Origin of the sequence: Streptomyces sp. NPDC093252, from assembly GCF_040683675.1 — a bacterium.
Lineage (GTDB): Bacteria > Actinomycetota > Actinomycetes > Streptomycetales > Streptomycetaceae > Streptomyces.
Genome location: NZ_JBFBEM010000003.1, coordinates 366,222 through 386,611, shown reverse-complemented (window position 1 = coordinate 386,611; position 20,390 = coordinate 366,222). Strand labels below are relative to the sequence as shown.

Here is a 20,390-nt window from a genome sequence, read left to right as displayed (position 1 = left end):
CGGGGCCGGCACGGAGGTGAGCGGCGAGTGAGCGCCACACACGACAGCGCCACACAGGACACGGGCGACCGCGTGGCGGGTCCCGACGTGGTTCCGGCCGACCGGACGGGTGACCGCACGGCCGACCGGGCGCCCAAGCAGGACCGCAGCAGGCTCACCCGGCAGCGGCTGCTGGAGGCGGCTGTGGCCTGTCTCGCCGAGTACGGCTGGGCGGGCTCCACGGTCTCCGTCGTCGCCGAGCGCGCCGGGGTGTCGCGGGGCGCGGCCCAGCACCACTTCCCGACCCGTGAGGACCTGTTCACGGCGGCCGTCGAGTACGTCGCCGAGGAACGCTCCCTCGCCCTGCGCGCCCTCTTCCCCGAGGGCGCCTGCGGTGACCGCCGGGCCGTGGTCGCCGCCCTCGTCGACCTCTACACCGGCCCCCTCTTCCGCGCCGCCCTCCACCTCTGGGTCGCCGCCTCCGACGAGGAGCAACTGCGCACCCGGGTCACCGAGCTGGAGGCCCGCGTCGGCCGCGAGACCCACCGCATCGCCGTCGACCTCCTCACCGCCGACGAGACCCGCCCCGGCGTCCGCGAGACCGTCCAGGGCCTCCTGGACATGGCCCGCGGGCTCGGCCTCGCCAACCTCCTCACGGACGACGCCCCGCGCCGCGAGCGGGTGGTGGCCCAGTGGGCGGACATCGTGGCCCGCGCGCTGGACTGACCCGGCGCTCGCGCGCTTCCCGGCCCGGCTGTGTCCATGGCCACACCCATTGGGGCAAGGGAGCGGCCCGGTGGGGCACATGACCCGGTCCCCGGCGGGAAACCCGGCCGGCGCGCATTACGTTCCGCAGCAGACACTCCTCCGCACGCCCCGGCGAACGCGGGAACGCGGACGAACGCGGGAACGCGGGAGCCCGGGAACGGACGGCCGAAGGCCCGGAGGAGCCAGCGGAAAGGAACGACCATGCAGCTCAAGAAGACGCTGGCCGCAACCGGCCTGGCCGGCATGATGGCCGCGGGGGCCCTGATGGCGGGCGCGGCCCCGGCGTCCGCGGCGGCGAACTACCACGTCGGCACCCACTGGGCCCCCACCTGGGACGGCGCCAAGGCGTCCTGCCAGTCACGGGCGAACTCCTACAACGCCACCTTCCCGTCCTCCGTCTGGTACTACTGCGCGCAGGGTGCCGGGTACTGGGACAGCCGCCAGAAGACCTGGTACTCCAGCTACAACCTGTGGATGCGCGTCGGGTAGTCCGCCCCGGTCAGGGCGCCAGCCGCCGGATCGTCCAGGTGCCCGCGGGAGCCGCCTCGTACCGCAGCCGGTCGTGGAGCCGGTTCTCGCGGCCCTGCCAGAACTCCACCGTCAGCGGGGTCACCCGGAAGCCGCCCCAGTGCGGGGGCACCGGGACCTGCTCGCCCTCGGGGTAGCGGGCGTTCAGCTCGGCGTAGGCGGTGTCGAGGGCGGCCCGGCCGTCGACCGGCGTCGACTGGGCGCTGGCCCAGGCGCCGAGCTGGGAGCCGTGCGGCCGGGTGCGGAAGTACGCGGCGGTCTCGTCGCGCCCGGTGCGCCGGGCCGTGCCCGTGACGATGACCTGCCGGGCCATCGGATGCCAGGGGAACAGCAGCGAGACGTACGGGTTCTCCGCCAGGTCACGGGCCTTGCGGGAGCCGTAGTTGGTGTAGAAGACGAAGCCGTCCTCGTCGAAGTGCTTCAGCAGGACCGTACGCGAGCTGGGGCGGCCCGCGGCGTCGGCCGTGGACACCACCATCGCGTTCGGCTCGAACAGCCCGGCCTCGGTCGCCGTCTGCCGGAACCACCGGGCGAACTGCTCCACCGGCGTCGCCGCCAGCTCGTCCTCGGCCAGGCCCGTGGCCCGGTACTGCCGGCGCATCGCGGCGGGATCGAGATCAGGGTCGGTCACGCGGTCATCCTGCCCCATCGCCCCCACGGGCCCGCCCGCCCGCACGGTGTCCTTGGTCACGGCCTGGCACTGAGTGCCGCCCCCTCTCCCCAAAGGTGGCACTCGGGGATATCGTTCTCCTGCCCGTCCGGTGGGATGACCCCCGGCCGCACGGGGCATGACCCCAGGACCTGTTCGAAGACTCGAAGACGCCACCATTCGAAGACGCGAAGCACCGGGTCGCCCAGGACCGCGAGTCCCAGAGCCGGACCGTGGAACCACCGGACGGCCGTCGTCCCGTACCCGCGTACCTCCACCGGGGGCGGAGCCGCATCCCGTACACGCCCTCGCACCGCCCGTACACATCATCGGTACATATGTACAAACCCGTACATGTCCGTACACATCTGAGGAGCCGCCTGATGTCCGATTTCGTACCCGGACTCGAAGGAGTCGTCGCGTTCGAGACGGAGATCGCCGAACCGGACAAGGAGGGCGGTGCCCTCCGGTACCGCGGTGTCGACATCGAGGACCTGGTCGGCCAGGTCTCCTTCGGCAACGTCTGGGGCCTGCTCGTCGACGGGGCCTTCGACCCCGGGCTGCCGCCCGCCGAGCCGTTCCCCATCCCCGTGCACTCCGGTGACATCCGGGTCGACGTCCAGTCCGCGCTGGCCATGCTCGCCCCGGTGTGGGGCCTGAAACCGCTGCTCGACATCGATGCCGCCCAGGCCCGCGAGGACCTCGCCCGCGCCGCCGTGATGGCCCTGTCCTACGTCGCCCAGTCGGCCCGCGGGCAGGGCCTGCCCATGGTGCCGCAGCGGGAGATCGACAAGGCGCGGTCCGTGGTCGAGCGGTTCATGATCCGCTGGCGCGGCGAGCCCGACCCCCGCCATGTGGCCGCCGTCGACGCCTACTGGACCTCCGCCGCCGAGCACGGCATGAACGCCTCCACCTTCACCGCCCGCGTCATCGCCTCCACCGGCGCCGACGTGGCCGCCGCCCTCTCCGGCGCGGTCGGCGCCATGTCCGGCCCGCTGCACGGCGGCGCCCCCTCCCGCGTCCTGCACATGATCGAGGAGATCGAGCGCACCGGGGACGCCGACGCCTATGTCCGCCGGACCCTGGACCGGGGCGAGCGCCTGATGGGCTTCGGGCACCGGGTGTACCGCGCCGAGGACCCGCGCGCCCGCGTCCTGCGCCGTACCGCCCGTGAGCTGGGCGCCCCGCGCTTCGAGGTCGCCGAGGCGCTGGAGAAGGCGGCCCTGGCCGAGCTGCACAGCCGCCGCCCGGACCGGGTGCTGGCGACGAACGTGGAGTTCTGGGCGGCGATCGTGCTGGACTTCGCGGAGGTCCCGGCGCACATGTTCACCTCGATGTTCAGTTGCGCCCGCACGGCCGGGTGGTCCGCGCACATCCTGGAGCAGAAGCGCACGGGACGCCTGGTGCGCCCCTCGGCCCGCTACACCGGGCCCGGCGTCCGCGACCCCCGGGAGATCGAGGGCTGGTCGGGTATCGCCGACCGAGGCGGCATCGGCGGCCGGTCCGGTGTCACCGACTGACCCGCCTTTTCCGACGGACCACGCAGACGACCCGCGAGTCGGGTTCCTCCGGAGAGGAGCCGGCCGGACGTTACCGGCGACTCGCGGGTCGGGTGACTGCTGGGATTGGGCCGGCTGCGCGCTTCGGTCACGCGCTGGTCCGGCACCGCACAGAGTGTGGTGGCGAGCCGCTAGCCCGCAGCCACCTCACGCGTCCGGTTCTCATACATCTGCCGAACCACCTCCCTTCTCGTGTGCTCGCCACCCTAGGAACCACCCCGCCCGCCGATCAACTGTTTTTTCCTTTCCCCACCGGGACCTGTGGGACGGCCGCTTGATCATCTAGCGTCGGAACCATGACCGACAGGCCCGCCCCCGACCCCGACCCCGGCTCCGCCCCTGACCGCCTCCCCGGGCCCGCACCCAGGACGGACGTCCCCCGGCGGGCCGTCTCCAGCGGGTCGACGTTCGAGGAGCGCATCGGCTACGCCCGTGCCGTCGTGGACGGCGACCGGGTGCACGTCTCCGGCACCACCGGCTACGACTACGCCACCATGACGATCTCCGACGACGTGGTCACCCAGGCCGAGCAGTGCCTGCGCAACATCGGCACCGCGCTCGCGGAGGCGGGCTGCGGGTTCGAGGACGTCGTCCGCGTGCGCTACCTGCTCCCGGCCCGGGAGGACTTCGAGCCCTGCTGGCCCGTGCTGCGCGCGGTCTTCGGCCGGGTGCGCCCGGCCGCCACGATGATGGTGTGCGGCCTCGCCGACCCCCGGATGCGGATCGAGATCGAGGTGGACGCCCGCCGCGGCCCCGTCCGCGAGCTGCGGCTCGTACCGGCGTCCGGGGACACCGGGCTGGAGCAGTGGCGCGCGGTGCACAACACCGTCGTCCCGTCGGCCGCGCTCACTCCGGCGGAGGTACGGGAGCGGGCGGAACGGTACCGGCTGGTCAACGCCACCCTCGGCGGCGTACCGGTGGGCTGCTCCACCGTCCGCCCGCCGACCCCCGACGGCGTGGTGACCGTCATTGCCCGCACCCTGCCCACCCACCGGGGACGCGGGATCGGACAGGCCCTGTGGGCCGACGGCCTGGCCCACGCGCGCGGGCTGTCCGCCCGGGAGATCAGGACGGTCGTGGCGGCCGGCAGCGCCGACGGACTGCGCTTCGCGCTCGCCCGCGGCTTCACCGAGAGCGAACGTTTCGTGCCGTCCGGGGAGCGCGCCGAGTGGGTCGACCTGCGGCGGACCGGCGCCGCGCCATGATCCGTGCGACAGGGGTCTCCGGCCTACAACGATTCCCCGCAATCTTGTGGGAACCAGATGTGTGCTGCATCACGTTCGAGTTGAATGATGGCCAGTGAGCGAACCGACGCGCCGTCCGTGCGGACGCCGACGTGCAGGGGGTCTACATGAGTGCTTCCCGGCGTAGTGGGGCCACGGACGAGATCGGCCCGGACGGCCCCCAGGGCTCGGGCTCCGGAGCGGACGGCCCCCAGGGCTCCGGCTCGGGCTCCGGCGCGGGCCAGGACCCCGGTTCCGGCGGTCCCGGCGGCACCCGGGGCCCGGATCTGCTCGCCGCCCTCCTGGACGGCATGGACGCGGCGCTGTGCGCGTTCGACGCGGACGGGGTGATCACCCACTGGAACCGCGAGGCGGAGCGGATCCTCGGCTGGAGCGCCGCCGAGGCGGTCGGCCGCCGGGGACTGGCCGGCTGGGCGGTGCGCGCGGCGGACGCCGAGGAGGTCGAGGGCCGGCTGCTGTCCGCCATGCACGCCCCCGGACGCCAGGTCCACGAGTTCGCGCTGCTCACCAAGGACGGCGGCCGGGTCCTGGTGCGCACCCAGTCCGCCGCCGTGCGCGGCCCCGACGGCAAGCCCGCCGGGGTGTACTGCGCCTTCAGCGAGGTGCACGCGCAGATAGACCTGGAGCGGTCCATCGCCCTCAGCGAGGCCCTCTTCGAGGACGCGAGCTGGGGGGTCGTCCTGGTCGATGTCGACCTGCGCCCCGCCGTCGTCAACGGACACGCCGCCCGCGCGCTGGGCAGCGGCCGTACCAGCCTGCTGGGCCGCCCCCTGGGCGAACTCCTCGCCACCGGCGTGGAGGAACTGGAGAGCGCCTTCACCCATGTCCTGGCCGAGGGCGCGCCCCCCGCGCCCGCCGAGATCTGGGTGACCGTACGCACCCCCGAGGGCGAGCGGCGGCGCTGCTGGCGCAGCGGCTTCCTGCGGCTGGCCTCCCCGCTCGCGGAGGAGCCGGTACCGCTCGGGGTGGGCTGGCTGTTCCAGGACGTCACCGAGGCCAAGCAGGGCGAGCAGGAGGCCGCGCTGCTGCGCTTCCGCGCCAATCAGCTCCACCGCGCGGCCCGCGCCGCCGCCGAGTGCGAGGACCCGGCGGAGGCGGCCACCGTCCATCTGGACTTCGCGCTGGCCGGTTTCGCCGACCACGCCCTGATCGACCGGGTGGCGGGCGGCCCCCTGGCCGACGGTACGGGGGCGGCGGCCTCCGGCCCGGTCCGGCTGGTGCGGGTCGCCGAGACGCCCGCCGGGACGCCGGGCCCCAGCCGGTTCGGCGGCCGGGCCGGGCTGCCCGCCCGCTACGCCCCCGGGCATCCGGCGCTCCAGTGCGTGGAGCGGGCGGGGTCGGTGCGGGCCGGTGCCGGGTCCATACCCGCCGAGCAGGCCCGCGCCTGGGCACTGTCCCGGCAGTGGCCCGAGGACTCCGTCCACGCCCTGTGCGCGGTACTGCGCAGCCGGGGCCGCACCCTGGGCGTCGTCACCTTCCTGCGCGGCCCCGGCCGCACCCAGTTCGCACGCACCGACAGCAGCTACGCCGAGGACGTGGCGGTCCGCATAGCGACGGCACTGGACCTTTCGGAGGCGACGGGAGCGGGGTAGCGCTGCCGCGCGGGGCGGGGCGGGGCGGGGTGGGGCCGGCCACTGTTCCCGGGGTCCCGGGATCGGCCACTGTTCCGGGGGCCGGTTCCCGGGGTACCCGGGGCGGGCGGCGCCCCGGGGTTGCCGGGCCCGCCCGGAAAAGGGCCCGGCAACCCCGGGTCCGGTCGGCGGGTACGGGCGCGTCCGGTCAGCGGTAGCGGCGGGTACGGGCGCCTCCGGTCGGTGGTAGCGGCCGGTACCGGCGGATCCGGTCGGCGGGTCCGCCAGGACCGGTCGGCGGTACCGGCAGGGACGGTCAGCGGTACCGGCAGGACCGGTCGACCGCTGTCGGCGACGGACCCCTCAGTGCCGGTAGAAGATCCGGTCCCCGTACTCCCGCATGATCCGCCCGTTCCACTCATGCCCGCCGTCCACATTGCCGGAGCGGAGCATCGGCGGTTCGATGCCGCGGTCGGCGAGGGAACCGGTGGCGGTGGCCATGACCGCCTGGAGCAGGGCCGAGGTGACCACGGTGGACGCGGGCGCGAACGGCGCCGGAACGCTCTCCAGGGTCAGCTCGGCGTCCCCGACCGGGATCTTCGAGTCGAGCACGATGTCGCAGTGGTCCTTGAGATACGTCCCGGAGACATGCCGCGACGAGGTCTCCCCGGCGTACGCCACCGAGGTCACCCCGATCACCCGCACCCCCAGCGCGCGGGCGTTCAGCGCCATCTCGACGGGCAGCGCGTTGCGCCCGGACAGCGAGATGATGATCAGTACGTCGCCGGACCGCAGCGGCGAGGAGTCCAGCACCGCGGCGGCCAGCCCGTCCACCCGCTCCAGCGCCGAGCCGAGTGTGGCGGGCATCACATCGACCCCGACCACGCCCGGTACCGTCAGCAGATTCATCAGGGCGAGTCCACCCGCCCGATAGACGATGTCCTGCGCGGCGAGCGAGGAGTGACCGGCGCCGAACGCGAACAGCCGCCCGCCCTCGGCGACGGTGTCGGCGATGAGGGTCCCGGCGGCCGTGATCGCCTCCGCGTCCTCGTCCCGGACCTGTCGCAGCAGGTCGATCGCGGCGTCGAAAAATTGGTCGGCCAGCTTGCCGTCGCTCATGCAGAGCCCCTTCGCCCTCGCAGTGCCTGACCCTGTGTCGCGGATCACCGTGCGGTCTGGACCAACGCGCTGTCAATACGGCGAGTGGCCCGGTGCGCGTACGGTGGTGGCGGTCGCGGGGTCCCCGGTACGGCCCCGTTCCGCCGGCCCGGCACGCTTGTCAGTGGTATGCGTCAGAATTGGGTCCAGGGCCAGCGCACGCTCCGGAGAGCCGTCGAGCCTCCGGCAGATCTCATCGAGGGGCACGTATGTCCGGACTGATCGATACGACGGAGATGTATCTCCGCACCATCCTCGAACTGGAAGAGGAAGGTGTGGTCCCCATGCGCGCCCGGATCGCCGAGCGGCTCGACCAGAGCGGCCCGACGGTCAGCCAGACGGTGGCGCGGATGGAGCGCGACGGCCTGGTGTCCGTGGCGAGCGACCGCCATCTGGAGCTGACCGAGGAGGGCCGCCGCCTCGCCACCCGGGTGATGCGCAAGCACCGGCTCGCCGAGTGCCTGCTGGTCGACGTCATCGGGCTGGAGTGGGAGCAGGTCCACGCCGAGGCGTGCCGCTGGGAGCATGTGATGAGCGAGGCGGTGGAGCGCCGGGTGCTGGAGCTGCTCCGCCACCCCACCGAGTCGCCGTACGGCAACCCGATCCCGGGCCTGGAGGAGCTGGGCGAGAAGGACGGCGCCGACCCCTTCCTGGACGAGGGCATGGTCTCGCTGGCCGACCTCGACCCGGGCATGGAGGGCAAGACGGTCGTGGTCCGCCGCATCGGCGAGCCCATCCAGACGGACGCGCAGCTCATGTACACCCTGCGCCGCGCCGGAGTGCAGCCCGGCTCGGTGGTGAGTGTCACGGAGTCCGCGGGCGGGGTGCTGGTCGGCAGCGGCGGCGAGGCGGCGGAGCTGGAGTCGGACGTCGCGTCGCATGTCTTCGTGGCCAAGCGGTGAGCCGGAGCCGCAGCCCCGGCCGGAGGACCGAAGGACCCACCGGCCGCAACTCCGGCGCATCAACTCGCCCGCACCGGACGGCAGTTGAACCCACCCCCGCCGTACACCTTCATCGTTGCGTCAAATCCCGGTCCGGCCGGGCCCGAACAGCAGCGCCGGGGCGGATCCCGTGTCACGCTGTCGCGAGAGGCATATGACCGGCAGGGGGTGGGCGGATGTGCCGCAGACACACAGAGGCCCCGGCGCCGTGTGGCGCCGGGGCCTGTCCTCCCCGGTGTCGACCCGGAGCCCCGAGCTCTCAGGGTCGTCCCCCACGGACCGATTTCCCCGAGCGGTCCGCCTCCCGCAAAAGGTCTCCCCGGGCCCGCGGCGATCATTCCTGGCGAGGGGTCACTCGTACGAGGGGTGTTGCCCGCGCAAGCGCCACTTTCGAATGCGCATTCGATAATGTGCACGGGGGGACGGCCACTCGCCCCTGACCCGGTGACGGACATCGGCCCGAAACAGGAGAGCGGTACTACGGCAGACAGGACGCGGCGGACAGGACCGCGCCCCTCCGAGTGATCCGGCGGAGCGGGCGGGCGGGCCGAGCGGAGCTTGGGGGGTACCAAGAGCAATGGCGCGGCGCATCGACGTAACCGGAACGGACGGGGTACGGCTGGCGGCCTGGGAGTTCGGCGACCCGCAGAAGCCGGGGGGCCGGGACCGCTCCGCCACCGAGCACGGCACCGGTGCGCCGGGGGTGCTGTTGCTCCACGGCCTGATGGGCAGGGCCTCGCACTGGTCCGCCACCGCCCGCTGGCTCTCCGAACGGCATCGCGCGGTGGCGCTCGACCAGCGGGGCCATGGCCGGAGCGCGAAGCCGCCGGGCGCCGCGTTCACCCGTGAGGCGTACGTCGAGGACGCCGAGGCGGCGCTGGAGCAGCTCGGGCTCGCGCCGGTCGTGCTCGTCGGCCATGCGATGGGGGCGCTCACCGGGTGGCAGTTGGCCGCGAAGCGGCCGGATCTGGTGCGCGGGCTGATCATCTGCGACATGCGGGCGTCCGCGCTGGGCGCCGCGTCGCAGCGCGAGTGGGCCGACTGGTTCCGCTCCTGGCCCCTGCCGTTCGCGACGCTCGCGGACGTACGGAAGTGGTTCGGTGAGGACGACCCCTGGGTGGAGCGGCCGAGCGCGGCGCGCGGGGAGTTCTACGCCGAGGTCATGCAGGAGTCCGCGGACGGCTGGCGCCCGGTCTTCGAACCGGAGCAGATGCTGAAGACCCGCGAGACCTGGGTCTACGACGCCCACTGGGACGATCTGTCCTCCGTCCGCTGCCCCACCCTGGTCGTCCGGGGCCTGGACGGCGAGCTGGGGCGGGCCGAGGCCCAGGAAATGGTCCGTGTCCTCCCCCACGGGGAGTACGCGGAGGTCCCCGACGCCGGACACCTCGTCCACTACGACCAGCCCCGCGCCTGGCGAGCAGCGATCGAACCCTTCCTGGACCGCATGGGATGACGCTCCGCTCACGCAGCTCCTCCCCCAGGGGGTATCCCCAGCACCCTTGAAGGCGGGGTGTGCGCCAGGGCTTTCAGGGGCGCGGGGAACTGCGCGACCAACCACAACGAACCCGCACCCGGCACTACGCCCTCACCCCCACCCCCCCAGGGGCGCGAGGAACTGCGCGACAAGCCACATCCGCCCCGCACCCGCCCCCGTGCCGACACCCCCCAGGGGCGCGGGGAACTGCGCGCCCAGCCCCCACCCACCCGCACCCGACCCTCAACCCCCGACCCTCAACCCCCGCTCCCCTCACCCCTTACTCACCGCCATCAAAATCTCCGGCAGCTTCCCCGCCGCCCGAGGCGCGGCCAGCCGCAACCCCAGCCACCCCACCGCAACCCCATACGCCACCCCCACCGGCAAGACCACCCACGCCCACCCGACGTCCCCCACCCGCACCACCACCGTCAACGCGATCACCGGCGCACACAACACCGCCGCCGCCACCATCCCCCCGAAGATGGACAGGAACGCCAGCCCACTCTGCCCCGGAGCAACGTTCTTGTACCCCTCCTGAGGAATCGAGTACGGATACCGAGCGGAGCTCCACGCACCGGTCGCCAGCATCGCCCCCAGCAGCGCGAACGACAGCCCCAGCGCCTCCGGCAGCCGCTCCCAGTCGTCCAGCATCGCCGTCGTCACCACCGTGACGAGCGCGGTGTACGGCAGCGTGATCACCAGCAGCGCCAGCGCCCGCCCCCGCAGCTCCACATACGCGTCCCGCCGCGACGAGATGGTCATCGCCACGATCCAGAACGCGGACGTGTCCTGCCCGAACTGGTTGTACATCTGGATCCCGAGCATCCCCGCGGCGAAGCACGCGAAGTAGATCGACCCGGTCCCCTGCATCGCGTTGAACACCGGCACGATCAGCCCGATCGCCAGCGAGGTCACCCACGCCGCCTTGGTCTTCGGATCCCGCCACACATACCGCAGGCTGCGCTCCATCACCGTCCCGGTCCGCCCGCCCGGCAGCAGCCGCGCGAGCCCGCCCGCCGACGACCGCTCCCGTACGGCCTTCTCGCCCGCCGTGCGGAGCGTGGAGCCGTCCGGCGAGGTCATCAGCCGGTCCAGATGCCGCGCCCAGACCGCCACCAGCACCCCCACCGCCGCCGCGCTCAGCGCGAGCTGCGCCGCGGCCGTGCCGTACGCCCCCCGGCTCGTCGCGTCGACCGCGCCCACCGCCGTCGCCGGCGGGATCCAGCGCAGCACCTCGGCCGCCGGATCGAGCTGCCCCAGCCCGGAACTGCCCAGCCGCTGCACCCCGAAGTTGACGAGCTGCGCCCCGACCGCGATCACCAGCCCGCTCAGCACCGCCAGATCACGGCCCTTGCGGCTGCTCAGCAGCCGGATGTTCGCGGCGGCGACGGCCCGCGCCAGCGCCACGCACACCAGCAGCCCCAGCCCGATCGCGACCACCGCGACGGCATACGCCGCCGGACCGTGGGCCACCGCGATCACCGACCCGATGAACAGCAGCAGCGTGAACACCGGCCCGATCCCCACCAGCGAGGCCACCAGCAGCGCCCGCACCAGCGGCCGGGCCCGCAGCGGCAGCATCACCAGCCGCGTCGGGTCGAGCGTCTCGTCGCCGCCCGGGAAGAACAGCGGCATCACCGCCCAGCCCAGCCCCAGCACGGCCGCCAGCAGCACGACCACGGCATCGGCGTGCTCGTGCCCGCGCAGCGCGATCAGCCCGAGCAACTGGAGCACCGCGAACAGCAGCACCACGACCGCCGACGAGATGAACGCGAACCGCCGCCCGCCGGACTGCCGCAGCCCATTGCGCAGCAGGGAGAGTTTCAGACGGACGAAGGTGGACGTCAGTGTGGTCCGCGCGGTCACCGGGCCCCGCCGCCCAGCCAGTCCAGCTCGGAGCCGGTGTCACGGGCACCCGCGCCGACCAGTTCCAGAAACGCCTGCTGAAGCGTCGGGGCGTTCCCGCGCACCTCGGCCAGCGGCCCGCGCGCCCGGATCCGCCCGGCCGCCATCACCGCCACCCAGTCGCACAGCGACTCCACCAGCTCCATCACATGCGAGGAGAAGACCACGGTGGCGCCGGAGGCGGTGTAGCGCTCCAGGACGCCCCGGATGGTCTGGGCCGACACCGGGTCGACGCCCTCGAAGGGCTCGTCCAGGAACAGCACCTCGGGGTTGTGCAGCAGCGCGGCGGCCAGGCCGATCTTCTTGCGCATGCCGGTCGAGTAGTCCACGACGAGCTTGTGCTGCGCCCCGGCGAGATCGAGCACGTCCAGCAACTGGGTGGCCCGCTTGTCGACCTCGTCGCCGGGCAGTCCGCGCAGGCGCCCGGTGTAGGCGAGCAGCTCCCGCCCCGACAGCCGCTCGAACAGCCGCAGCCCCTCGGGCAGCACCCCGATCCGCGCCTTGACCTCCACCGGGTCCCGCCAGACGTCGTGCCCGACGATCTCGACGGATCCCTGATCGGGCCGGAGCAGCCCGGTCACCATCGACAGCGTGGTGGTCTTCCCGGCCCCGTTCGGCCCCACCAGTCCGATGAACTTCCCCGCGGGCAGATCGAGATCGATCCCCCCAACGGCCACCTGATCCCCGAACCGCTTCCAGAGACCGACAATACGTACAGCAGAGGTCATGGATGCACCCTACGTGTACTTATCTGACCCTTAAGGGGCGCGGGGGCCTGCGCGACCAGCCACAACACAGGGAAAGCCGCAAACAACCACCAACCAGGCAAACGAGAGGCGACCATCCCCAAAGGGACAGTCGCCTCGGACGATCACCCACGCACCCGCAGTGCGCGCCCCGTTACCGATCCCTCCCGCACGCATACGCCAGCGCCGAGATCAACTCCTCCGCATCCGGCAGCCACCGATTCGCCGGAGTCGGCCGGCAGGCCCACTGCACGGCACCCCGCGACCCGAACCGCGTCGGCGGAGCCGCCACATAGCCGCCCTCGCCCAGCGTGATCAGATCCAGCGACGACGGCAGCCAGCCCAGCTTGCGCACCAGGTCGGGGATCTTCACCGCGCCGCCCGGCAGCACGAAGAACCGCATCCGCCGGTCCGGCGTCAGCGTCACCGGCCCGAGCGTCAGCTCCATCCGCTCCATCCGCGCCAGCGCCAGGAACCCGGCCGTCTCCGGGACGGAGATCGCGTCGAAGGTCCGCCCGGTCGGCAGCAGGATCGACGCGGTGGGCTGTTTCTGCCACATCCGCCGGGCGACGGTCGCGCTGCCGGTGGCCTGGGACGCCCAGTCGGGGCGCGCGGGGTGCGCACCGGGCGCATCGCAGGCCGGGTCGGCGCACGAGCAGCGCTGCATCCCGTCGACTGCTTCCAGCCAGGTGCCGGGGAACACATCCCAATGGCGCTCCTCGGCATACCGTACGGCTGTCTCCAGCAGGGATTCCCCGCGCTGCTGCGGGATTTGGGCGGCTTCGGGGCCCGCGATCGTCTCTTCCACGCTCAACACAACTACCAGGCTAATCGCGGGTTACGGCCGTTGCGCGCGCCGGGGAGGGGCATCGCTCCGGCGTCCGGGGCGCATGGGTGCACAGGTGGGGGCGCGCGGGAGGATCCGCAATGGGCGCTGGGTAGCCAGTGGTGGGGGCGTCATCCGCTTTTACTGCTGCAATCCTCGCATGCCTCGCATTAGCGGTATGTCCGCTGGGCACTGATCTTCACAGCCGGAAATTTTCGGCATCTTCCCGTGGACAGACGGACGAGAGACCGGCGCGAGACGGGCTGGATGCGAAGAGATCCGGTCAGAAAGTCACGTCAACCAGGTGCGAGGGCAAGCACCGTTGTCGCCAGAAAGCAGGGGGTAGGCCCATGGCCGCTAGGCCACTCGTCGCGCGGCAGCCCAATGAACGGCTGCAAGCGCTCATCCAGGAAGCGGGCTGCTCGAACGCAGGGCTCGCCCGCCGGGTCAACATGTGCGGCGCCGAGCACGGACTCGATCTGCGCTACGACAAGACATCCGTGGCCCGCTGGCTGCGCGGACAGCAACCGCGGGGCCGCGCCCCCGCGATCATCGCCGAGGCACTCGGCCGCAAACTCGCCCGTACGGTCACGATCGACGAGATCGGCATGGCCAACGGGAAGAACCTCGCCTCGGGGGTCGGACTCCAGTTCTCGCCGACAGTACTGGGAGCCATCGAGCAGGTCTGCGAGCTGTGGCGCAGTGATGTGGGGCGCCGGGACTTCCTGTCCGGTTCCTCCGTCGCCGCCTCCGCGCTGGTCGAACCCAGCCGGGACTGGCTGATCTCCACCCCGGACACCCAGGTCGCCCGTTCCGCGGGCCCCCGCGTGGGCCAGTCCGACGTCGCCGCCGTACGGGCCATGACCCAGGCCCTCGTCGATCTCGACCACCAGTACGGGAGCGGGCATGTGCGCCCGGTCGTCGTGCACTACCTCAACAGCGTGGTCTCCGGGCTGCTGGCCGGGTCCTACCGGGAGGCCGTCGGCCGGGAACTGTTCGCCGCGGTCGCCCGGTTGACCGAACTCGCCGGGTACATGGCCGTCGACACCGGCCAGCCGGGCCTCGCCCAGCGCTACTACATCCAGGCACTGCGCCTCGCCCAGGCCGCGGGCGACCGCGGGTACGGCGGGTACGTACTGGCCGCGTCCATGAGCCATCTCGCCGCGCAGCTCGGAAACCCGCGCGAGATCTCCCAGTTGGCGCGCGCCGCGCAGGAAGGGGCGCGGGGGCAGGTCACCCCGCGCGCGGAGGCGATGTTCCACGCCGCCGAGGCGCGCGGGCACGCGCTGCTCGGGGACGCGCGCTCCGCGCAGAACGCCGCCGGGCGGGCGGTCAGCGCCCTGGACCGGGCCGAACCGGAGTCCGGGGACGACCCGGTGTGGATCGCCCACTTCGACGAGGCTTACCTCGCCGACGAGTTGGCGCACTGCCACCGCGACCTCGGCCAGGCCGACGCGGCGGCCCGCTGCGCCCAGGAGTCCCTGGACCGGCACCCCGTGGGCCGGGCGCGCAGGCGGGCCATCGGCTATGTCCTGCTGGCCACCGCCCAGGTGCAGAAACGGGAGATCGAGGAGGCCTGCACCACCGGGATGAAGGCGGTGGAACTGCTCGGTTCGCTGCGCTCCAACCGGGGCGCCGAGTATCTGGAGGACTTCCAGCAGCGGCTGGAGCCGTACCGGGAGGAGCCGGTGGTCCGGGAGTTCGGGGCGCGGCTGGATCTCCAGCAGGCGGCGTGAACGCTCCCGGCGCGCCGGGTGAACCGATGGGTAACACCGGCCGGACGAGCGGGAGGTGACGTCAGCGGCACACGACGGGCCGGTCGCGTAACGCCGGTCACAGGGCGCGGCGTCCCGCCCTGTGCTGCGTGGCACCGGGCTCCGGGGACCCGGTAGCGTGAGCCGACGATCCCGAAGGTCCCCCATTCGTAGGAGTCCCGGTGACGCAGAGTGGACAGGGCGAGGAGCCCTCGGCGCGGCCCGCGCGCGAAGGCATCGTGCTGCCCTCCGACGGCGGTGAGCCCCTGCTGCCGGGCACGCTGCACCAGCCGGGCGGTCCCGCGCCGGTACCGCCCGGCGGGGGCGCGATACCTCCCTCGGCGCCCCCGGGCGCCCCGTCCTGGGACCAGCAGCCGTGGGGCCCGGACCGGCCGGGCGTCCCCCCGGCCGACCAGCCCTGGCAGACGCCGCCGGCCGCGACCGGCGAACCCTGGGGCACCCCCGCCCCGCCGACTCCACCGCACCCGGGGCCCCTCCCACCGGAGGGCGCGCAGACGTACGGGACGGCTCCGCAGCCGTACGGCACGCCGCCCTATGACCCCGGCGGGCCCGGGTACGCGGATCAGCCTTACGCCGGTCCCGGTGGTCCCGGTGGTCCCGGTGGACCCGGTTACGGTGCTCAGCCGCCGCAGCCGCAGTCGCAGCCCGGTGGCGGTCCTGGGCTGCCCCCGGTCCCGGCGGCGCACGGGGGCGCGCTGCCGCCCGCGCACGACCCGGCGACGCACTACCTGCCCCCGGTGCGGGGCGGCGACGAGGGGGCCACGCAGTTCATCCCGCCGGTCCCCGCGGGTCCGGCCGCGCCGATCACCGACTCCGCGGCGACGCAGTTGATTCCCCCGGTTCCCCCGGTTCCGGCCGCCCCCGCCGGGGACTCCGCGGCGACGCAGTTCATCGCCCCAGTTCCCGGCGGGGACTCCGCGGCGACGCGGTATCTGCCGCCGGTCGGGCCGGGCGCGCTGCCGCCCGAGGTTCCGGCGGGCGGGGCGCCCGTACCGCGGCCCGCCGAGACCACGGCGTACCTCGGCACCGGCCCCCGGCAGCCGCAGCCGCAGGGCGGCGGGGCCGACTCCGAGGCGACGCAGTTCATCCCGCCCGTTCCCGTTCCCGTTCCCGCTCCCGGCGTGGGTGCCGGTGTTCCGGCCGGGCCGCCCGCCGAGTTCGCCGGTCTCTTCCGGGCGGAACCCGGCGACGCCCCCGCCTCCACCCAGCAGCTCCCGCGCATCGACCCGCACGCCCCGCCCCCCGGCCGCCCCGGGCACGCGTCGCCCGCCGGACCGTACGACGGCCCCGGTGGCCGCCGGAGAGCTGGCGGGCGGGACGGCAGCGGCGGCGGACGCCGGGGCGGCGGCGCCCGTACCGGCTCGAAGGTGCCGCTGTTCGCGGCCGTCGGCGTCGGGATCGCCGTCGTCGGGGTCGGCGCGGGCGCGCTGATGGGCGGCGGCGGGAGCGGCGGCGACAACGCGCCGAAGACCGTGTCGGCGACCGCGCCCGCGACTGCGGAGGAGTCGGCGCCGCCGTCCCCGTCCGCGTCCGCGGACCCGGCCGAGGCGCAGGCCGTCGAGCTGGACAAGCTGCTCGCCGACAGCGGTGCCAGCCGGACGACGGTGATCAACGCCGTCGCGGATGTGAAGGCGTGCAAGGACCTGGGCCGGGCGGCGAAGGATCTGCGGGACGCGGCGACCCAGCGCACCGGGCTGGTCACCCGGCTGTCCGGGATCTCCGTCGACCAGTTGCCCGACAACGCGGCGCTGACCACCGCGCTCACCAAGGCGTGGCAGGCGTCCGCGTCCGCCGACAACCACTACGCCTCCTGGGCCGACCAGGTCGCCGCGGACAAGAAGTCCTGCCGCAAGGGCGGCGAGGCCAAGTCCACCGACCAGACCCGGGCCGGGAACCAGGCCAGCGGCACCGCCACCGCCGAGAAGGAGAAGGCGGCGGCGCTGTGGAACTCCGTCGCGCAGCGCTACGGGCTCACCGAACGGACCCCGGCCCAGCTCTGAGGCGGGGCCGGGGTCGGGGGGCGGTGCCGGGGTCCGGGGCGGGGTCCGCTCCGGAACCGGGTCCGGAAACCGGATCCGGAAACCGGATCCGGAACCGGGTCAGACGGTGTCGGCGGTGGAGAGGGTCTGCGTCACATCGATGAAGCCCTCGCGGGCGGAGACGAGCTGGCCCTCGCGCACCACCTGGAGGGTGGCGTTGGCGTTGACCAGGCGCGGGAAACCGACCGAGCCCAGCTTGTCGGAGAACTGCCAGCGCAGCTCGGGCGTCAGCCCACCCGTGTCGATCCTCATCCCGGAGTCCAGGGCGCGGCGCACGGTGTCGGCGTTGACATCGCCGCTGCCGATGTGGTCGACGACCGCCTTGAACACGGTGTAGGCGATCCAGGTGGTCTGCACCCCCGCGTCGCCGGTGTCGATCCGGGTGTCGGTGAACGCCTGCTCGCTGATCACCTTCTTCATCGCATCCCAGCGCTGATCGGTGGCCCCGGGGTACCAGCTCGTCACATACGACCCCTCGTAGGGGCCGGAGCTGCCGCCGGAGGCGTCTATGACGGTCTGGTCGACGCTGCCGAGGACGGTGCCGGTCGCCACGTCCGGGTACTCCTCGCGGACCCGGCGGAAGGAGTCCATGAAGGTGCTGGTGCGGTCGCCGAGCGCGGGGACCACACAGCCGGGGACGGTCTCGTCGGCGGTGGCCTGCTGGAGCGCCTCGTGGGCGGCGTTGTTGTAGGCGGTGGCGTCCTCGGGGGCGCGGACATCGGTGGCGTCCGTGCTCTTCCCGGCGGTCAGGCCCGCGTTGAGCAGGGTCGGCAGCTCATCGCCGGCGATGGTGTCGGGGCGGACCAGGACGGTCGCGTCGCACTGCTTGGACAACTCGTTGCCGAGCGCGGCCAGCAGGACCGGCTGGCCGCCGTTGACCGGGTAGGAGAGCGGCGAGGTGAACTCGTCGCTGGTGGTGCCGTAGCCGCCTATGTAGGAGATCCCGGAGCCCTCCAGGATCGGGAAGAAGGAGTCGGCGTGCTGGCTGTAGGAGCCGACGACGGCGACCGCCTGCTCCTTGACCGCGCGCCGGGCGCACTTGGCGGCGCCGACGCCGCTGTTCTCGTCGTTGCAGGTCAGTACGCGCAGCTTGCGGCCGTCGAGGCCGCCGTGGGCGTTGATCCAGCGGGCATAGGCGCTGGCGAAGGCCGGCATGCCGGGTTTGTTGGTCGCGTCGGTTTCCTCCGGGGCCCAGGTCATCACGGTGATGTCGGTGGATGAGCCGTCGCCGCCGAGGCCGGGGATGGCTCCGCAGCCGACGGTGAGCGAGGCACAGGCGATCAGGGCCGCCGCCGCGCGCAGACCCGGTCGCGCGGACCGGGCCGTCGTGCGGGGCACGGCCCCGGTCGTGGAGCCGGTCGCCGGTTTCGTCCCGGGTCCCGTTGCCGGGTTCGTCCCGGGGCCGGTCGGGGGTTTCGCCCCGGGTCCGGTGGAGGGTTTCGTCCCGGGTCCGGTGGTGGGTCCGCTCGCCGGGGCGGTCGGGGACCCGGTCGCCGGACATGGGGAGGGTGCGGCGGGTGAGGCGGGAGGGAATGTGCTTCGGGGGAGGCGCCTGCCGGTCATGGTTCCGCACGATTCCGCCACATCGCTAACCGGAGCGCGACCCTTGGTCAATACCCGGTGACGCGCAGGTGAATTGCGGGGGTCGGTACGGGGTGGTGGGCGAGGAACGTACGATCGGTGACCGTGCAAGGTTCGGAGAACACTTCCCGTCGTGGCCGTCGCTCCTCCACCATGGGCGGCATGCCGCTCAACGACATGCCCTGGTGGCGCTGGCGCAGCAATGTGCGCTCGGCGCTGCACATGCTCTCCGACCCGGTGTTCCAGCGCGAGGTCTGGCTGGCCGGCACCGAGGGGTACGGGGACGTCACCGACGCCGTGTACCGCCTGGTCGAGGACACCTGGCTGGACAACTGGTCCGCCGAGAAGTACGTCGGCACGATATTCCGCGACTCGCAGGAGGCGGCGCTCGTCGACACCGCCGTGCTGCGGGTCCTGCGGATCATGCACCAGGTCGGCCCCGACGCCCCGGTCTCCTCCTACGTCGACCACGCCGCCTGGCCGGAGGCGGTCCGCGCGGCGCGCGACGCGCATGTGCGGCTGGCCGTGAGCGACGGGGACGACCCGGACGCGCCGCCACGGACCCTGGAAGTGCTGCGGATCATGACGCGCTCGGCGTGATCCCCGCCGGGCCGCCCGGCGGCACGGCTCCCGGGGGCCCGGATATGGGACCCTGTGCTGCATGAACGAGCAGCCCCCCAGCCGGGGCGCGGTACCCGCCGCCCCCGCCTCCCGTGCCGATCAGTACGTCCTCACGCTCTCCTGCCCGGACAAGCAGGGCATCGTGCACGCCGTGTCGAGCTATCTGTTCATGACCGGCTGCAACATCGAGGACAGCCAGCAGTTCGGTGACCATGACACGGGGCTGTTCTTCATGCGGGTGCACTTCTCGGCGGAGCCGCCGGTGACGGTGGACAAGCTGCGGGCGAGCTTCGCGGCGATCGGGGACTCCTTCCAGATGGACTGGCAGATCAACCGGGCCGACGAGAAGATGCGGGTCGTCCTGATGGTCAGCAGGTTCGGGCACTGCCTGAACGATCTGCTGTTCCGGGCCCGGATCGGGGCCCTGCCGGTGGAGATCGCCGCGGTGGTCTCCAACCACACCGACTTCGCCGAACTCGTGGGCTCCTACGACGTCCCCTTCCACCACATTCCGGTCACCCGGGACACCAAGGCGGAGGCGGAGGCGCGGCTGCTGGAGATCGTCCGCGAGGAGCGCGTCGAGCTGGTGGTGCTGGCGCGCTACATGCAGGTGCTGTCGGACGATCTGTGCAAGCAGCTCAATGGGCGGATCATCAACATCCACCACTCCTTCCTGCCGAGCTTCAAGGGCGCGAAGCCGTATCACCAGGCCCATGCGCGGGGTGTGAAGCTGATCGGGGCGACGGCGCACTATGTCACCGCCGACCTCGACGAGGGGCCGATCATCGAGCAGGAGGTCGAGCGGGTGGGGCACGGGGTCACCCCGGACCAGTTGGTGGCGGTGGGGCGGGATGTGGAGTGCCAGGCGCTGGCGCGGGCCGTGAAGTGGCACGCGGAACGCCGGATTCTTTTGAACGGGCGCCGGACTGTGGTGTTTGCGTAGGGGGAGGGCGTCCCTGGGGGCTGTGGTGGGTCGGGTGCGGGCCGGTGGTGGTCGGTGGGGGCTGGTCGCGCGGTTCC

At 73.0% G+C, this 20,390-nt stretch carries 17 protein-coding genes; 11 read left to right on the top strand and 6 right to left on the bottom strand.

Translation table 11 applies throughout. The features are described from left to right. Positions 1 to 87: 87 nt before the first annotated feature. Both AB0O01_RS07755 and AB0O01_RS07750 read left to right on the top strand, forming a co-directional pair. On the top strand, positions 88 to 705 hold the full coding sequence (locus tag AB0O01_RS07755) for a TetR/AcrR family transcriptional regulator (RefSeq protein ID WP_365311787.1): 618 nt from the start codon (positions 88 to 90) through the stop codon (positions 703 to 705). Positions 706 to 948: 243 nt separating this feature from the next. Further along, positions 949 to 1,236, top strand: coding sequence for a hypothetical protein (locus tag AB0O01_RS07750; RefSeq protein ID WP_365311566.1), 288 nt, complete (start codon positions 949 to 951; stop codon positions 1,234 to 1,236). Between the two features lie 10 nt (positions 1,237 to 1,246). On the opposite strand, the gene pdxH is transcribed toward AB0O01_RS07750, so the two are convergent. Beyond that, entirely contained in the window at positions 1,247 to 1,924 is a 678-nt protein-coding gene (gene pdxH / locus AB0O01_RS07745) for a pyridoxamine 5'-phosphate oxidase (RefSeq protein ID WP_365311786.1), read from the bottom strand. A 383-nt stretch (positions 1,925 to 2,307) separates the two neighbouring features. Between pdxH and AB0O01_RS07740 the strand changes: the two genes are divergently transcribed. From AB0O01_RS07740 to AB0O01_RS07730, 3 genes are all read left to right on the top strand, one after another. Continuing rightward, positions 2,308 to 3,444 carry a citrate synthase 2 gene (locus tag AB0O01_RS07740; protein ID WP_365311565.1) on the top strand — a complete coding sequence of 379 codons (1,137 nt, stop codon included), beginning with the start codon at positions 2,308 to 2,310 and terminating at the stop codon, positions 3,442 to 3,444. Between the two features lie 335 nt (positions 3,445 to 3,779). Further along, positions 3,780 to 4,688 (top strand): GNAT family N-acetyltransferase, encoded by a 909-nt coding sequence (locus AB0O01_RS07735; protein WP_365311564.1) that lies wholly within the window; start codon positions 3,780 to 3,782, stop codon positions 4,686 to 4,688. Positions 4,689 to 4,834: 146 nt separating this feature from the next. Beyond that, complete coding sequence (locus AB0O01_RS07730) at positions 4,835 to 6,319, top strand: PAS domain-containing protein (RefSeq protein WP_365311563.1); 1,485 nt, start codon at positions 4,835 to 4,837, stop codon at positions 6,317 to 6,319. Positions 6,320 to 6,661: 342 nt separating this feature from the next. On the opposite strand, the gene AB0O01_RS07725 is transcribed toward AB0O01_RS07730, so the two are convergent. Further along, the gene (locus tag AB0O01_RS07725; RefSeq protein WP_365311562.1) at positions 6,662 to 7,417 is read right to left on the bottom strand and encodes an SIS domain-containing protein; all 756 of its coding nucleotides are present in this window, start codon (positions 7,415 to 7,417) and stop codon (positions 6,662 to 6,664) included. A gap of 248 nt (positions 7,418 to 7,665) precedes the next feature. On the opposite strand from AB0O01_RS07725, the gene AB0O01_RS07720 reads away from it, so the two are divergent. Both AB0O01_RS07720 and AB0O01_RS07715 read left to right on the top strand, forming a co-directional pair. Continuing rightward, positions 7,666 to 8,358, top strand: coding sequence for a metal-dependent transcriptional regulator (locus AB0O01_RS07720; RefSeq protein WP_365311561.1), 693 nt, complete (start codon positions 7,666 to 7,668; stop codon positions 8,356 to 8,358). A 616-nt stretch (positions 8,359 to 8,974) separates the two neighbouring features. Then, positions 8,975 to 9,853, top strand: a complete 879-nt coding sequence (locus AB0O01_RS07715; RefSeq protein ID WP_365311560.1) for an alpha/beta hydrolase — start codon at positions 8,975 to 8,977, stop codon at positions 9,851 to 9,853. A 294-nt stretch (positions 9,854 to 10,147) separates the two neighbouring features. On the opposite strand, the gene AB0O01_RS07710 is transcribed toward AB0O01_RS07715, so the two are convergent. The 3 genes from AB0O01_RS07710 to AB0O01_RS07700 form a co-directional block, all read right to left on the bottom strand. Further along, positions 10,148 to 11,743 (bottom strand): transporter, encoded by a 1,596-nt coding sequence (locus AB0O01_RS07710; RefSeq protein WP_365311559.1) that lies wholly within the window; start codon positions 11,741 to 11,743, stop codon positions 10,148 to 10,150. Next, positions 11,740 to 12,510 (bottom strand): ABC transporter ATP-binding protein, encoded by a 771-nt coding sequence (locus AB0O01_RS07705; protein ID WP_365311558.1) that lies wholly within the window; start codon positions 12,508 to 12,510, stop codon positions 11,740 to 11,742. Before AB0O01_RS07705 ends, AB0O01_RS07710 begins: the two co-directional genes overlap by 4 nt. A gap of 172 nt (positions 12,511 to 12,682) precedes the next feature. Beyond that, the gene (locus tag AB0O01_RS07700; protein WP_365311785.1) at positions 12,683 to 13,336 is read right to left on the bottom strand and encodes a bifunctional DNA primase/polymerase; all 654 of its coding nucleotides are present in this window, start codon (positions 13,334 to 13,336) and stop codon (positions 12,683 to 12,685) included. Between the two features lie 368 nt (positions 13,337 to 13,704). Here AB0O01_RS07700 and AB0O01_RS07695 point away from each other — a divergent pair, with 368 nt between their 5' ends. Both AB0O01_RS07695 and AB0O01_RS07690 read left to right on the top strand, forming a co-directional pair. Then, positions 13,705 to 15,090 (top strand): transcriptional regulator, encoded by a 1,386-nt coding sequence (locus AB0O01_RS07695; protein WP_365311557.1) that lies wholly within the window; start codon positions 13,705 to 13,707, stop codon positions 15,088 to 15,090. Between the two features lie 200 nt (positions 15,091 to 15,290). After that, positions 15,291 to 17,129 (top strand): hypothetical protein, encoded by a 1,839-nt coding sequence (locus AB0O01_RS07690; RefSeq protein WP_365311556.1) that lies wholly within the window; start codon positions 15,291 to 15,293, stop codon positions 17,127 to 17,129. A gap of 99 nt (positions 17,130 to 17,228) precedes the next feature. Here the strand turns inward: AB0O01_RS07690 and AB0O01_RS07685 are convergent, their stop codons facing one another. Beyond that, positions 17,229 to 18,506, bottom strand: a complete 1,278-nt coding sequence (locus AB0O01_RS07685; RefSeq protein ID WP_365311555.1) for an ABC transporter substrate-binding protein — start codon at positions 18,504 to 18,506, stop codon at positions 17,229 to 17,231. Between the two features lie 342 nt (positions 18,507 to 18,848). Here AB0O01_RS07685 and AB0O01_RS07680 point away from each other — a divergent pair, with 342 nt between their 5' ends. Together AB0O01_RS07680 and purU are read left to right on the top strand one after the other, a co-directional pair. Next, positions 18,849 to 19,349 (top strand): hypothetical protein, encoded by a 501-nt coding sequence (locus AB0O01_RS07680; protein WP_365311554.1) that lies wholly within the window; start codon positions 18,849 to 18,851, stop codon positions 19,347 to 19,349. Positions 19,350 to 19,410: 61 nt separating this feature from the next. Next, on the top strand, positions 19,411 to 20,313 hold the full coding sequence (gene purU / locus AB0O01_RS07675) for a formyltetrahydrofolate deformylase (RefSeq protein WP_365311553.1): 903 nt from the start codon (positions 19,411 to 19,413) through the stop codon (positions 20,311 to 20,313). Positions 20,314 to 20,390 lie beyond the last annotated feature (77 nt).

Bases quoted from the DNA above. Each gene is read 5' to 3' on its own strand.
- AB0O01_RS07750 (WP_365311566.1), top strand. From the start codon at position 949: ATGCAGCTCAAGAAGACGCTGGCCGCAACCGGCCTGGCCGGCATGATG.
- pdxH (WP_365311786.1), bottom strand. From the start codon at position 1,924: ATGGGGCAGGATGACCGCGTGACCGACCCTGATCTCGATCCCGCCGCG.
- AB0O01_RS07740 (WP_365311565.1), top strand. From the start codon at position 2,308: ATGTCCGATTTCGTACCCGGACTCGAAGGAGTCGTCGCGTTCGAGACG.
- AB0O01_RS07735 (WP_365311564.1), top strand. From the start codon at position 3,780: ATGACCGACAGGCCCGCCCCCGACCCCGACCCCGGCTCCGCCCCTGAC.
- AB0O01_RS07730 (WP_365311563.1), top strand. From the start codon at position 4,835: ATGAGTGCTTCCCGGCGTAGTGGGGCCACGGACGAGATCGGCCCGGAC.
- AB0O01_RS07725 (WP_365311562.1), bottom strand. From the start codon at position 7,417: ATGAGCGACGGCAAGCTGGCCGACCAATTTTTCGACGCCGCGATCGAC.
- AB0O01_RS07720 (WP_365311561.1), top strand. From the start codon at position 7,666: ATGTCCGGACTGATCGATACGACGGAGATGTATCTCCGCACCATCCTC.
- AB0O01_RS07715 (WP_365311560.1), top strand. From the start codon at position 8,975: ATGGCGCGGCGCATCGACGTAACCGGAACGGACGGGGTACGGCTGGCG.
- AB0O01_RS07705 (WP_365311558.1), bottom strand. From the start codon at position 12,510: ATGACCTCTGCTGTACGTATTGTCGGTCTCTGGAAGCGGTTCGGGGAT.
- AB0O01_RS07695 (WP_365311557.1), top strand. From the start codon at position 13,705: ATGGCCGCTAGGCCACTCGTCGCGCGGCAGCCCAATGAACGGCTGCAA.
- purU (WP_365311553.1), top strand. From the start codon at position 19,411: ATGAACGAGCAGCCCCCCAGCCGGGGCGCGGTACCCGCCGCCCCCGCC.